Here is a 13,692-nt window from a genome sequence, read left to right as displayed (position 1 = left end):
CCAAAGCTCCGCCGGGGGATCAGAAACCGGGACAGCGCGAAACACTGCCCGGGTCGAACATCCCGCGGGGCGCACTCCCTCCCCATGGCCTGGACGCGGAAAAAGCACCATGGGGAAACAGTTCCCTGTTCCAGCGGCGTATGAAACAATGGTTGTGCGGGGGTGCGGACCGCAAGGAACAGTGGTGCTGTTGCTGGAGTTGATGGGGGGGAACGCGGGAAACAGAAGGGGAGAGTGTAGCAGGTGCGGCACCCATGACGGCGCACGACCAGGGTTCCGGCGGCTGTTCGCCATCCCCATTGAATGGTCTCCTGGCTTGAGCAGACAAGCCAGAGGAAGAAATCCTGATTCCCGGTTGGAGAATATTCACTCGCCGACCGCCTGAAGCTTGGCATTGTCCCGCTGCAGGGACTCTATATGGTTTTCGGAGAGTTTTTCCACCACATGCTCGGCCACGCCATTGCGCGCATACTCCTCTGCCAGACGGATGGCGTTTTTGATCGCCTTGACACTGGAGCCACCGTGGCAGATCATGCCCACGCCGTTGATTCCCAAAAGAGGCGCTCCACCGTATTCGGCGTAGTCGACGATTCTCCTGAAACGCTTGAACGCGCCGCGCACGAACAGATAGCCCAGCTTGGAGACCCAACTCTTCAGAATCTCCTGCTTGAGCATGCGGCCGGCAGCATCGGCCAACCCCTCGGACAGTTTCAGAACGATGTTGCCCACGAAGCCGTCGCAGACCACCACATCGATCTGCCCCTTGAATATGTCACGCCCCTCGATATAGCCGGCATAGTTCAGCGATGTTTTGCGCAGCAGGGTGTTGGTTTCACGGGTCAGTTCGTTGCCCTTGGACTCTTCCTCACCATTGGATAGAAGGCCAACCACCGGATCGGCAATCCCCATGACGTAACGGGCGTACACCTCACCCATGATGGCGAACTGCGCCAGATGGATCGGCTTGCAGTCCACCGTGCCGCCAATGTCCAGCACCAGCGTCTTCCCCTTCAGGGTGGGAAAAACCTGGGCGATGGCCGGACGATCAATTCCCTTGATACGCTTGAGCACGAACATGCCCGCGGCCATGGTGGCACCGGAGTTTCCGGCACTCACCGCGGCGCAGGCCTTTCCCTCTTTCACCAGTTCAAATGCCAGCCGAACCGACGAGTTTTTCTTGCGCCGTATGGCATCGGACGCGGAGTCATGCATCCCGACCACTTCGCTGGCATGGAAGATATCGATATCCAGCCCGGAACAGTGGTGTAGCTCCAATTCCTTCCTGAGCCGTTCCTGGTCTCCAACCAGCGTTATGGGGATGCCGAATTCACGACAGGCGGCGACAGCGCCTTCGACCTCGATAGTCGGGGCATTGTCGCCACCCATTGCGTCAACAGCTATTCTCATTACCCCTGATGGTGTCACGACGGGTCGCAAACCTTACGAGGCTTTGGCAACGTCGAGTACTTCTTTTCCCTTGTAGGTGCCGCAGGTGGGGCAGACACGGTGGGGCAGTTTGGGGGATTTGCACTGGGGGCAGACCGAGACGGACTGGGTCGTGAGAAAATCATGTGCCCTTCTCATGTTTTTACGTGATTTGGATGTTTTTTTCTTGGGTACCGCCATGCTGTCTCTCCTTTTTCCGGTGGAGCGGATCGTCCGCCACCATGGTATGTGTTATCTGGACGCCTTGAAATCCTTGAGTGCACTGAACTTGAAATTAAACTGGCTGGCTGAGCAGGAACAGGTGTCGTGATTCAGGTCGGTTCCACACTCGGGGCAGAGCCCCTTGCAGCTGTCGCCGCAGAGCGGCTGAACGGGTACTTCCATGGAAATCTGTTCTTCGATCTCGTGGGTCATGTCGATCTCGTCGCCATGGTAACAGGATGCGATCAGATCCTGTTCGCTGAGTTCGGTCTCCTCCTCCAGAACACCTTCCTCGGCCGTCGCCTTCCTGAAGATGATGGTGAAGGACGAATCCAGCAGGGACTCGTAGTCGACGAGGCAGCGTGAACAGACCAGCGCCACCGGCACCGTGATGCGCCCCGTCACCCGCACGTGATCGTATTCGCGCACCACGGTCGCGTCGCAGCGGACGGGACCAATGAAGGAGCAGGTACCGTCGGCCTGCATCTGCGCCAGGAGCGGAAACGACAGAGCCGGTTCCTGGCTGTGCAGCGCGAGGGGTTTTTCACTTATATGATCGATGGATATCTTCACGTGATGGCTTCCATTATGCCTGGCGATAGTACAGTAAAATCAAAGCATGCAAGTATATGCAATGGATACCGTTTGTCAAGACTATTTACCCGGAATCCTGACAACACCAGCTTGCCGCTTCCCATTCCGGCTAAACAGCGCATAAAACACGCTATAATTCAGTAAGTTATCAGAACTTGCCCATACTGCGCCCATACCGTTTCACCATCTCGGCCAGGTCGGCCCCCAGGCGCCGTGGAACCATATCCCAGGAAAAACGCCATCCCCAGTTACCTTCGGCTGTTCCGGGAACGTTCATGCGCGCATCGGCGGGCAGGCCGAGCAGGTCCTGAAAGGGAAGAATAACCGTGTCAGCCACGGACATCAGCGCCATCCTGAGCATTCCTTCCACAATTTTTTCCGACGCGCAGCCGATGTAGTGCCGCACCTCCCGGCGCTGTTCGAGAGAGAGGCCGTCGTACCACCCCCTGGTGGTGCAGTTGTCGTGGGTACCGGTGTACACCACGCAGCTCCTGGTGTGGTTGTGCGGCAGATAGGGATTGGCCGGGCCGGAGTCGAAGGCGAACTGGAGAATCTTCATGCCGGGAAAGCCGTAGCGGTCGCGCAGTTCCTCCACAGCCGGGGTGATCTCTCCCAGGTCTTCGGCAATGATAGGCAGTTTCCCCAGAGACGCGCCGACGGCGTCGAAGAAAGCCCTCCCCGGCCCTTCCACCCAGGCGCCCCGTTTGGCGGTCCGCTCGCCGGCGGGAACATGCCAGGCAGCCTCGAAGCCGCGGAAATGGTCGATGCGCACGGCATCGTAGAGGGTGAACAGGTGGCGGAAGCGCTCGATCCACCAATCGAACCCATGCCCCTCAAGCGCCTGCCAGTCATAGAGCGGATTGCCCCACAACTGGCCCGTTGCGCTGAAATAGTCGGGCGGTACCCCTGCCATACACAGAGGGCGGCCTTTTTCATCAAGCAAGAAGAGGGAACGCCTGCTCCAGACATCGGCGGAATCGTAGGCCACGAAAAGCGGCATGTCGCCCACCAGCCTGATCCCCCGGCTGGCGGCGTAGTCGCGCAGCGAACGCCACTGGCGGAAAAACTGCCACTGCATGTACTTCTGGACGCCGATCTCCGGCCCCAGTTGCACGGAGAGCTTCTCGTACATTGCCGGCGTGTGCCGCGCCATGGCGGCTGGCCAGCGATGCCAGCTGGCACCGTTCCGCTGCTCCTTGATGGCCATGAAGAGAGCGTAGTCATGCAGCCAGGTGTTGGTATCGCAGAAGCGCCAGAATTCTTCCATCCGCCCGGTTACGCCCGCGGCGAAGAAGGCGCTGGCTGCCCGGCGCAGGAGAGCCAGCTTGGACTCGATGACCGAGCCGAAATCCACCCGCTCCGTGGATGGGACGTCAGGGGGGGAGTACTCCGCCAGGTCCCCCTCCGCCACCAGTTGATCGCAATCGATCAGCAGCGGGTTACCGGCAAAGGCGGAAAAGGCCGAGTAGGGAGAGTTGCCACAGGCTGGAGGGGTCAGCGGCAGCACCTGCCAGAGCGACATGCCCATGTCCGCCAGCAGGTCGACGAAACAGCGAGCATCTTCCCCCAGGGATCCGATGCCCCCCCTTCCCGGCAACGACGTCGGATGAAGCAGTACTCCGCAGGTTCTGGCCGTCAGCATGGTTGTTTGCCTCCCATCGATGGTCTGTCCGGATAAGCCCGCTGAAGACTTCGGCGCGATGCGAGGAACCATACCCATAATCGCCGTGGCATTGCAAATAAAAACTGTTTATACCCCAGCGTGTTTTGCTCCTTGAATTATGTTCCAGCTGTGCTTACCGTTTTAACTGAAGCGAAACGTTGAATCCCCTCTCAAGCGGGATGGGTTGGCGTGGCTCACGAAGTGGGGACAGTTTTTCGGAACTAAAAGAGAGGAATTGGATATGGACATAAACCGGTTGACACAGAAATCCCAGGAAGCGTTCGCGGAAGCGCAGAGCAAGGCGGTAACCTACGGCCACGTGGAGGTGGATGGCGAGCACCTGCTCTGGTCGCTGGTGAACCAGGCCGACGGGCTGGTCCCCCGCCTGCTGCGGCGCATGGATATCAGGCCTGAACACTTGGAGAAGGAGATCGAAGGGGAACTGGAGCGGCGGCCCCGCGTGTCCGGACCGGGAGCGGAACCGGGCAAGATCTACGTCTCACAGCGCCTCTCCCGCATCCTGGTGGAGGCGGAAAACGAGGCAAAACGGCTCAAAGACGAGTACGTCTCCGTGGAGCACCTGCTGATGGCCCTGGTGGCCGAGGGGGACAAGAGCCCTGCCGGCAGGCTGCTGAAGCAGGTTGGCCTGGAAAGAGAGAAGCTGCTCAAGGCGCTCACCGACGTGCGTGGCAACCAGCGGGTGCAGAGCCAGAACCCCGAGGCCAGCTACGAGGCGCTGGAGAAGTACGGCCGCGACCTGGTAAAGCAGGCCAGGAGCGGCAAGCTTGACCCGGTCATCGGCCGGGACGAGGACATCCGCCGGGTGATCCGCATCCTCTCCCGCAAGACCAAGAACAACCCGGTGCTGATTGGCGAACCGGGTGTGGGCAAGACCGCCATCGTGGAGGGACTGGCCCAGCGCATCGTGCGCGGCGACGTCCCTGAAGGGTTGAAGAAGAAGACCATCTTCGCACTGGACATGGGATCGCTCATCGCCGGGGCCAAGTACCGCGGCGAGTTCGAGGAGCGACTGAAGGCGGTGCTCAACGAGGTCAAGGAGGGAGAGGGGCGCATCATCCTCTTCATCGACGAACTGCACACCATCGTCGGCGCCGGCAAGGCCGAAGGGGCCATGGATGCCGGCAACATGCTCAAGCCGATGCTGGCCCGGGGTGAGTTGCACTGCATCGGCGCCACCACCCTGGACGAGTACCGCCAACATATCGAGAAAGACGCTGCCCTGGAACGGCGCTTCCAGCCGGTGCTGGTGGAGCAGCCCACGGTGGAGGACACGGTCTCCATCCTGCGCGGCCTGCGTGAGCGCTTCGAGGTGCACCACGGCATCAAGATACAGGACTCGGCCCTGGTGGCGGCGGCAACCCTCTCCAACCGCTACATCACCGAACGTTTCCTGCCGGACAAGGCCATCGACCTGGTGGACGAAGCCTGCGCCATGCTGCGCACGGAGATCGACTCCCTGCCGTCTGAACTGGACACCATCAACCGTCGGGTGATGCAGCTGGAGATCGAGGAGGTGGCCCTGAAGAAGGAGAAGGACCGCGCCAGCCAGGAGCGGCTGAAGGCTCTGCGCAGGGAACTGGCCGACGACCGGGAACGGGCCAACGCCATGCGTGCCCAGTACGAAACGGAGAAGTGCGCCATCCAGCGCATCCAGGGTCTACGAGAGCAGATCGAGAAGACCCGCCACGACATCGAACAGGCCGAGCGGGACAGCAACCTGGAACTGGCCTCAAAACTGAAGTACTCGGAGATGCCCGGCTTGGAGAAGGCTCTGCACAACGAGGAGGCCACCCTGGCCGCCAACCAGGGAGGACAGAAGCTGCTCAGGGAAGAGGTGACCGAGGACGAGATCGCCCAGATCGTGGCCAACTGGACCGGCATACCGGTCATGCGGCTGGTGGAGGGGGAGCGGGAGAAGCTGCTCCGGCTGGAGGACATCCTGCACCAGCGGGTCATCGGCCAGGACGAGGCGGTGCGTCTGGTTTCCGATGCCGTGCTCAGAGCCCGCTCCGGCATCAAGGACCCGCACCGCCCCATTGGTTCGTTCATTTTTCTGGGCCCCACCGGTGTGGGCAAGACCGAGCTGGCCCGCACCCTGGCCGAGGCGCTGTTCGACTCGGAAGACAACATGGTGCGCATCGACATGTCGGAATACATGGAGAAGTTCGCCGTATCGCGCCTGATCGGCGCTCCTCCCGGCTACGTGGGGTACGAGGAGGGGGGGCAGCTGACCGAGGCGGTGCGGCGCAAACCGTACTGTGTGCTCCTCTTCGACGAGATCGAAAAGGCCCACCCGGATGTGTTCAACATCCTGCTGCAGATCCTGGACGACGGCCGGGTCACGGACAGCCACGGCAGGACAGTGAACTTCAAGAACACGGTTATCATCATGACCTCCAACATCGGTGCGCCGCACCTGATCGAGGGTATCACCCCTGAGGGGGATATCCGCGACAATGCCCGCAGGATGGTGATGAACGAGCTCAGGGCAGGATTCCGCCCCGAATTTCTCAACCGTGTGGACGACATCGTGCTCTTCAAGCCGCTGCATCCGGACGAGATCGTCAAGATCACCGACCTTTTGGCACAGCAGCTGATTCTGCGCCTCAGGGAGCGCCAGATAACCCTCACCTTAAGCGACGAGGCAAAGCGCTTCATCGCCACGAGCGGCTACGACCCGGTCTACGGCGCCCGCCCGCTGAAGCGCTTCCTGCAGCGTGAACTGGAGACCAGAGTAGCCCGAGCGATCATCGGCGGAACAATAGCCGAGGGGGGCGAACTGCGGGTGGACCTGAGGGATGGTGAACTCGTGCTGGAGGCGGGAATTCAGACCTCATCGTAAGCTGATCCTTCTTCCCCTTCAAAGGGAGGAATAAAAGGAGAGAAAGCCGGGGAGTGACGGATGTCGATCCCCGGCTTTTGTCATACAGAGTTGCCATGGTCCCAGGATAATTCACACATTCATCCCCATCCCGGCTGTGACGGCCACCTGCGCGGAATCAGTGACAACAGATTCCACTTTTGAATGTTAATCAACTGGTTATACCGACACCGCCCCTGCGGCTGCTGAAAAAACATCATTTCCACCCTCCCTGCACGGTAGGATGCCTGGTACACAGGGTCCCTCTCTGCTTGACAAACCGGCAGCAGGAGACAATAATCCAGACGTTTTATCCACCTTATCCGCAAGGGGATCCCCTGACATGCGTATCGAAAGTGATTTTCTCGTGATCGGCAGCGGCATCGCCGGCCTCTCCTATGCCCTCCAGGCAGCAGATCATGGCCGCGTTGCACTTGTCACCAAGTATGATGTTTCGGAATCAGCCACGAACTATGCTCAGGGGGGGATCGCCTCTGTCATCTCGTCCGAGGATTCGTTCGACGCCCACATCAACGACACCATGGTTGCCGGAGCAGGTATCTGTCACGAGGACGTGGTACGCATGGTTGTTGAGGAAGGCCCCCAGACCATCAGGAACCTGATCGACTGGGGGGTCAAGTTCACCACCAAGGGTTCCAGCTACGACCTTACCCGCGAGGGGGGGCACAGCGCCCGGCGCATTCTGCACGCCGAGGACATCACCGGCCGCGAGATTCAGCGCGCCCTGGTGGAGGCGGCCCGCAACCACAAAAACATCACCATCCATGAACACCACATCGCCATCGACCTGATCACCTCCGCCAAGATCTGCAACGTGCCCCCCTGTGAAAACCGCTGTCTGGGCGCCTATGTGCTGGACATCAAGGGGAAGGTGGTCAAGACCTTCTCGTCCCAGATCACGCTTATGGCCAGCGGCGGGGCGGGCAAGGTCTACCTGTACACCTGCAACCCGGACATTGCCTCGGGTGACGGCGTGGCCATGGCCTACCGGGCCGGGGCCACCATCGCCAACATGGAGTTCATGCAGTTCCACCCCACCACCCTCTTCCACCCCCAGGGCAAATCGTTCCTGATCTCCGAGGCGGTGCGCGGCGAAGGGGCCATCCTGCGCCGGCGTGACGGAACCGCATTCATGGAGAAGTACCACAAGCTCAAAGACCTGGCGCCCCGGGACATCGTGGCCCGCGCCATCGACAACGAGATGAAGATCAGCGGCGACGACTGCGTCTTTTTGGACATCACCCACGAGCCGGCCGACGTGGTGCGCAACCGTTTCCCCAACATCTACCAGACCTGTCTGGAACTGGGTCTGGACATGACCAGTGAGTGGCTGCCGGTGGTACCGGCGGCCCATTACCTGTGCGGCGGCGTGGCGGTCAACACCAACGGCGAGACCGATCTGAAGGCACTGTACGCCATCGGCGAGGTGACCTTCACCGGCCTGCACGGCGCCAACCGGCTGGCCAGCAACTCGCTCCTCGAGGCGGCTGTCTACGCCAACCGCGCCTACCGGCACACGGTGGAGGCGATCAAGCAGCTGCGCCAAGAGGCGGTGGAGATACCGCTCTGGAATTCGGGCACCGCCACCAACAGCGACGAGATGGTGGTTGTTTCCAATAACTGGGACGAGATCCGGCGCTTCATGTGGAACTACGTGGGCATCGTCCGCTCGGACAAGCGCCTGGCCAGGGCCATGCGCCGCGTGGAACTGATCCAGAGCGAGATCGAGGAGTACTACTGGAACGTCATCATCACCTCGGACCTGATCGAACTGCGCAACATCGCCACCGTGGCCCAGCTGATCGTGGCCTGCGCCCAGATGCGCAAGGAGTCGCGCGGCCTGCACTACACCATTGACCACCCTGAACGGGATGACGTGAATTGCAGACACGATACCTTCATCAGGAAAGAATTCTAAACGGAGAGCACTTTGGACATAGACGGGATCAGAAAACGTATTGACCTTCTGGACGACGTGCTGCTGCGTATCTTCAACGAGCGCGCCCGCCTGGCCCTGGAGATCGGCCACCTCAAGAAGGGGTTGAACCTGCCGGTATTCGATCCGTCACGGGAGAAGCGCATCTTCGCCCGCATGAAGGACGAAAATCCCGGTCCCCTTGACAGCGACGCCATCGTGCGCCTGTTCGAGAGGGTGGTGGACGAATCCCGGCGCCTGGAGCGGATCATGTCCCACGCCGACGAAGAGGAAAACTAGCCGCTCCCCTTCTTTCCTTTGTGGGAAGAGGTGAATGTTGACTACCCTTACGCATCCATTGAGAGGTTGTTCCATACCATGCTGATTATCATGAAGAAACATGCCCCGGAAGAGGCTCTTGACCAGATCAAGGAGTACCTGATCAACCGCGATTTCGACATCCACCAGTCCACCGGCGCCAACCGCACCATCATCGGCGTCATCGGTGACACCGCCACCCTCAACGACCAGGAGATCGAGGCCATGCCCGGGATCAGCCAAGTCGTGCGCATCAAGAAGGACGACTGAGGCACGACTGAAGAAATGCCTCTGTTCTGAGGGCGAGAAGAGCCCGCCCCGGCATTCTCTCCCCCCATACCTGATACATACGCAAAAACGCCGTGAAACCGTTCATCAACAGGTTCCACGGCGTTTTTGTGCATTCGATTCTTCACCACATACGCGCCACATCCCGGCAACACGGGACTATGGAAGAAATCTGGCAGGATTGGGGAGATGAGTATCCGCTCTTTTAAATAACCGCTGAATAATCACCCGCCGTCCACGGCCTGCCCCACAGATCCGCCGCAGATTCCGGTCACCAGGCCGTGCATCAGGGTGTAGGGGTGGCCGCCGCTCTTGGAGGCCAGGTCGCAGCGGTACAGTTCCTCGAAGATGGAGCTCAGCTCGGGTCGCGGGAAGTTTCTGGCCTGCTGCAGGTATTCCCCCAGAAAATAGGGGTTGATCCCCACCTGGCGGCCGATGTCGGACTGGGGAACCCCCTGGTCCAGCAGCTCCCTGACCCGCCAGAGCTGGCGGAAGTGGCGGGCCAGAGCCCCCAGCATCATGGGGACCTCCTCACCGTTGCGGAAGAGGGTGTCCAGACTCTTGAGGGCGCTGGACAGATCCCTGATCCCCAGATAGCGGGCCAGTTCGAAGACGGTGAAGGCCTTGCTGCTGCTGGCCACTTCGCGCACGTCATCTAGGGTGATGCGGGGACGGTCGCCCGCGTAGAGCACCAGCTTCTCGATCTGGGAGGAGAGTTCCTGCAGGTTGTTGCCGATGAGAAACGACAGCAGGTCGGCGGCGGCCGGCTCCATCGGCTTACCCTGGGTTTTGGCCTCACCCAGGATGAACGCGGAGAGCTTGTTCTCATAGAGGCGCTTGTACTCCACCAGCGCCCCCTGTTTCTTCAACTCCTGGAAGAACTTCTTGCGCTGGTCAATCTTCAGGCCGTTGAATACCAGGCAGGTGCCCGTTGCCGGGTTGCGCAGATACTCCAGCAGAACCTCCAGGGCGTCGACCTTGAGCAACTCGGCCCGCTTGACCAGCACGGCCCTCCGCTCGGCGAACATGGGCAGGGTCAGGGCCGCATCCACGATGTCGATCCCCCGCGATTCATTGCCGAAGAACACGTTAAAGTTGAAATCCTTGAGGGACGGGTCGACAGCCTTCTCCAGGAGGAGTCGGGTGGCACGCTCGATCAGAAAGGATTCCTCGCCATAGAGGTAGCAGAGCAAGGGCAGCCTGCCGCCCCGGATGGATGTCTCCAGCTCCTGGGGAGTCATGTCAGTAGGACTGCTCCAGCGCCAACAGGAACTTCTGGGCTATCTTGCGCGAAGCCGCGGCCAGGGCCTTCTCCTCGGCACTCTGTTGCAGGGCCAGGTTGTTATTGGCGGGATAGTCCTGGTATGCGCGCAGGGTTCCCTTCCAGTCCAGTCCCGGATCCCGAGTGCTGCGCAGCTCCAGTTCCACGTCAATGGTCAGCCGGTATTCCTTGGCCCTGTCCTCGTCCCGCTCGTGGTTCTGGTCCGCCTCCCAGATGCCGTAGGAAACGGCTCGTGAGGAGTAGGAGCGCAGGGAGCCGCTCACCTGAAGGTCGGCGTCGGCGGAACTGGCTGCCGGCGCGATACCCCGCATGATATGGGCCTCTTCCAGCAGGGCCCGACGCAGGATGGTCTGGGCCGTGGGGCTGACGGTATCGTTGGCGATGAAGGCCACCCAGAGCCGGTGGTCGGGCCCCAGGCGATTGCCGGCCGTGGCGGCGGGTCGATAGCCGCAACCGGCCAGCAGGAGCATCAGGGCAACAATGGAAAAAACGGCCATGGCGGCCCGGCGAACGCCGGACCGCCCCGCGATCTGTTTTGAAACTGACATGGGCTGTCTCCCTACCCTACCACGATGTTGACCAGCTTGCCCTTGACGCAGATGACCTTGCGCACCTGGACCCCCTGCAGGAACGGCTGAACCTTGTCGTCAGCCAGGGCCAGCGCCTTCAAGCTCTCCTCGTCGCTCCCGGCAGCCACGGTTATCTTGGAGCGCAGCTTGCCGTTGACCTGCACAACCATCAGCACCTCGTCATCCACGGCAGCCTCCCGGTCGTACTCCGGCCAGGGGGTTGTGGAGAGGGCGCCGGGCTGCCCCATGCGCTGCCAGAGCTCCTCTGCCATATGGGGCACAAAGGGGGCCAGCAGCAGCACCAGGCTCTCCAGCGCCTCTTTCATCACCGCCCCGGCCTGGGGTGTGGACAGGTCCGCGGACTGCAGCACGTTCAAAAGCTCCATGACCGCCGCGATGGCGGTGTTGAAGTGGAAGCGCCCTTCGATATCCTCGGTTACCTTGCGGATGGTCTTGTGCACCGCCCGCCGCAGGGTGCGCTCTTCCCCTGTCAGGCCGGGAACGTCCAGGGGGGCCGCGCCGGAGATCAGCTCCAGGCGGTCGTTGACCAGTTTCCAGACCCGGTTCAGGAAGCGGAATGAGCCGTCAACGCCCTGGTCGTTCCAGTCCAGGTCCTTCTCCGGCGGCGCGGCAAAGAGGGAAAAGAGCCGGGCAGTGTCGGCGCCGTAGCGCTCGATCAGCGCGTTGGGGTCAACCACGTTCCCCTTGGACTTGCTCATCTTGGCGCCGTCCTTGATCACCATCCCCTGGGTGAGCAGGTTGGTGAACGGCTCGCTGCACTCAACATACCCCAGGTCGCGCAGCACCTTGGTGAAGAAGCGGGCGTAGAGCAGGTGCAAGACGGCGTGCTCGATGCCGCCGATGTACTGGTCCACGGACATCCAGTAATCCACCCGTGTGCGGTCCAGGGGGGCGTCGTGGAAATCGGGGCAGCAGTAGCGCAGGAAGTACCAGGAGGACTGCACAAAGGTGTCCATGGTGTCTGTCTCGCGGCGGGCCGGCTTCCCGCAGGTGGGACAGGGGACGTTGATGAAGGATTCCAGCCTGGCCAGGGGGCTGCCCCCCTCGCCGGTGAACTCCACGTCCATGGGCAGCCGCACCGGAAGATCCTTCTCCGGCACCGGCACCACGCCGCAGCAGTCGCAGTAGATCACCGGGATCGGGTTGCCCCAGTAGCGCTGGCGGGAGATGCCCCAGTCGCGCAACCGGTAGGTGACGGTCTTGGTGCCGCCCCCCATCTCCTGCAGGTGGTCGGCGATGGCCTGCTTTGCCTCCTCGCTCCCCATGCCGTCGAACGTCCCGGAGTTGACCATGATGCCCGGCTCGGTGTAGGCGGCCTCCATGGTTGCCGGATCCAGGGTCGTTCCCTCGGGCTGGATAACCACCTTAAGATCCAGGCCGTATTTCTTGGCAAACTCGAAGTCACGCTGGTCGTGGGTCGGGACCGCCATCACCGCGCCGGTGCCGTAATCGGTCAACACGAAGTTGGCCAGATAGATCGGCATGCGCACCTGGGTCAGGGGGTTGATGCAGTAGGAGCCGGTGAATACCCCCTCCTTCTCGTAGTCGTCGGCGGTGCGCTTGCTCCGGTCGGTGTTCCTTACCTTTTCGATGAAGCGCTCCACCTCATCCCGGCGATCCGGCGTGGTCAGCTCACGGGCCTGGGGATGCTCGGGCGCCAGGGACATGAAGGTGGCGCCGAAGAGCGTGTCCGGGCGGGTGGTGAAGACCCTGACCGAGCCCGTCCCCCCCTCCAGGGGGAAATCCACCTCGCAACCATGGCTCTTGCCGATCCAGTTCTTCTGCATGACCAGCACCCGCTCGGGCCAGCCGGGGAGCTTCTCGGTGTACGAGAGCAGTTCCTCGGCATACTGGGTGATGCGGAAGAACCACTGATCCAGCTCCTTCTGCTGTACCGGACTGTCGCAGCGCCAGCAGGCGCCGTCCTCCACCTGTTCGTTGGCCAGCACGGTCTCGCATGTGGGGCACCAGTTGACATAGGAGGTCTTCTTGTAGGCCAGCCCCTTGGCGAACATCTCCAGGAAGATCTTCTGCTCCCAGCGGTAGTATTCCAGGTCGCAGGTGGCCAGTTCCCTCCCCCAGTCGTAGGAGAGCCCCATCTTCTTCAGCTGGCCGCGCATGTAGTCGATGTTCTCGTAGGTCCACTTGGCGGGATGGCTCTTGTTCTGTATGGCGGCGTTCTCGGCCGGCATGCCGAAGGCGTCCCATCCCATGGGGTGCAACACGTTGAATCCGCGCATGCGCTTGAAGCGGCCGATGACATCGCCGATGGAGTAGTTGCGCACATGACCCATGTGGATCCTGCCCGAGGGGTAGGGAAACATCTCCAGCAGGTAGTATTTGGGCCTGTCACTCTGTTCATTAACTGCAAATGAAGCGCCGGTCTCCCACTGCTGCTGCCATTTCTGCTCAACCGCCGCTGGATTGTATTTCTGTTCCACGCTCGTTTCCTTTCCTGATTCCCTGTGATAATTCATCCTTTAAATAAACTTG

Annotated in this window: 11 protein-coding genes; 4 read left to right on the top strand and 7 right to left on the bottom strand. The window is 61.1% G+C overall.

What is annotated here, in order from left to right; translation table 11 throughout:
- Positions 1-366 precede the first annotated feature (366 nt).
- From plsX to malQ, 4 genes are all read right to left on the bottom strand, one after another.
- Positions 367-1,407, bottom strand: a complete 1,041-nt coding sequence (gene plsX, locus PPRO_RS08680; RefSeq protein WP_011735630.1) for a phosphate acyltransferase PlsX — start codon at positions 1,405-1,407, stop codon at positions 367-369.
- Between the two features lie 33 nt (positions 1,408-1,440).
- On the bottom strand, positions 1,441-1,626 hold the full coding sequence (gene rpmF / locus PPRO_RS08675; protein WP_011735629.1) for a 50S ribosomal protein L32: 186 nt from the start codon (positions 1,624-1,626) through the stop codon (positions 1,441-1,443).
- A 51-nt stretch (positions 1,627-1,677) separates the two neighbouring features.
- The gene (locus PPRO_RS08670; RefSeq protein WP_011735628.1) at positions 1,678-2,220 is read right to left on the bottom strand and encodes a YceD family protein; all 543 of its coding nucleotides are present in this window, start codon (positions 2,218-2,220) and stop codon (positions 1,678-1,680) included.
- 169 nt (positions 2,221-2,389) lie between these two features.
- Positions 2,390-3,883, bottom strand: a complete 1,494-nt coding sequence (gene malQ, locus PPRO_RS08665) for a 4-alpha-glucanotransferase (RefSeq protein WP_011735627.1) — start codon at positions 3,881-3,883, stop codon at positions 2,390-2,392.
- A 262-nt stretch (positions 3,884-4,145) separates the two neighbouring features.
- On the opposite strand from malQ, the gene clpB reads away from it, so the two are divergent.
- The 4 genes from clpB to PPRO_RS08645 all read left to right on the top strand — a co-directional run bounded on the left by clpB (position 4,146) and on the right by PPRO_RS08645 (position 9,309).
- Entirely contained in the window at positions 4,146-6,767 is a 2,622-nt protein-coding gene (clpB, locus tag PPRO_RS08660; RefSeq protein WP_011735626.1) for an ATP-dependent chaperone ClpB, read from the top strand.
- Between the two features lie 361 nt (positions 6,768-7,128).
- Complete coding sequence (gene nadB, locus PPRO_RS08655; protein WP_011735625.1) at positions 7,129-8,724, top strand: L-aspartate oxidase; 1,596 nt, start codon at positions 7,129-7,131, stop codon at positions 8,722-8,724.
- Positions 8,725-8,736: 12 nt separating this feature from the next.
- The gene (locus PPRO_RS08650; protein WP_011735624.1) at positions 8,737-9,021 is read left to right on the top strand and encodes a chorismate mutase; all 285 of its coding nucleotides are present in this window, start codon (positions 8,737-8,739) and stop codon (positions 9,019-9,021) included.
- A 78-nt stretch (positions 9,022-9,099) separates the two neighbouring features.
- Entirely contained in the window at positions 9,100-9,309 is a 210-nt protein-coding gene (locus tag PPRO_RS08645; RefSeq protein WP_011735623.1) for a hypothetical protein, read from the top strand.
- A 242-nt stretch (positions 9,310-9,551) separates the two neighbouring features.
- Here the strand turns inward: PPRO_RS08645 and holA are convergent, their stop codons facing one another.
- The 3 genes from holA to leuS are packed head-to-tail and all read right to left on the bottom strand — an operon-like array spanning position 9,552 to position 13,640.
- Entirely contained in the window at positions 9,552-10,568 is a 1,017-nt protein-coding gene (holA, locus tag PPRO_RS08640) for a DNA polymerase III subunit delta (protein ID WP_011735622.1), read from the bottom strand.
- Between the two features lies 1 nt (position 10,569).
- Positions 10,570-11,157 (bottom strand): LPS assembly lipoprotein LptE, encoded by a 588-nt coding sequence (gene lptE, locus PPRO_RS08635; protein WP_011735621.1) that lies wholly within the window; start codon positions 11,155-11,157, stop codon positions 10,570-10,572.
- An 11-nt stretch (positions 11,158-11,168) separates the two neighbouring features.
- Positions 11,169-13,640, bottom strand: a complete 2,472-nt coding sequence (leuS, locus tag PPRO_RS08630) for a leucine--tRNA ligase (protein WP_011735620.1) — start codon at positions 13,638-13,640, stop codon at positions 11,169-11,171.
- Positions 13,641-13,692 lie beyond the last annotated feature (52 nt).

This window comes from Pelobacter propionicus DSM 2379 (genome assembly GCF_000015045.1).
Taxonomy (GTDB): domain Bacteria; phylum Desulfobacterota; class Desulfuromonadia; order Geobacterales; family Pseudopelobacteraceae; genus Pseudopelobacter; species Pseudopelobacter propionicus.
The sequence above is the reverse complement of the archived record's forward strand: the minus strand, read 5'-3'. Positions and strand labels throughout refer to the sequence as shown.

What these genes read in the sequence shown, in the direction of transcription:
- plsX (WP_011735630.1), bottom strand. Translation starts at nt 1,407, where the DNA reads ATGAGAATAGCTGTTGACGCAATGGGTGGCGACAATGCCCCGACTATC.
- rpmF (WP_011735629.1), bottom strand. Translation starts at nt 1,626, where the DNA reads ATGGCGGTACCCAAGAAAAAAACATCCAAATCACGTAAAAACATGAGA.
- malQ (WP_011735627.1), bottom strand. Translation starts at nt 3,883, where the DNA reads ATGCTGACGGCCAGAACCTGCGGAGTACTGCTTCATCCGACGTCGTTG.
- clpB (WP_011735626.1), top strand. Translation starts at nt 4,146, where the DNA reads ATGGACATAAACCGGTTGACACAGAAATCCCAGGAAGCGTTCGCGGAA.
- nadB (WP_011735625.1), top strand. Translation starts at nt 7,129, where the DNA reads ATGCGTATCGAAAGTGATTTTCTCGTGATCGGCAGCGGCATCGCCGGC.
- PPRO_RS08645 (WP_011735623.1), top strand. Translation starts at nt 9,100, where the DNA reads ATGCTGATTATCATGAAGAAACATGCCCCGGAAGAGGCTCTTGACCAG.
- holA (WP_011735622.1), bottom strand. Translation starts at nt 10,568, where the DNA reads ATGACTCCCCAGGAGCTGGAGACATCCATCCGGGGCGGCAGGCTGCCC.
- lptE (WP_011735621.1), bottom strand. Translation starts at nt 11,157, where the DNA reads ATGTCAGTTTCAAAACAGATCGCGGGGCGGTCCGGCGTTCGCCGGGCC.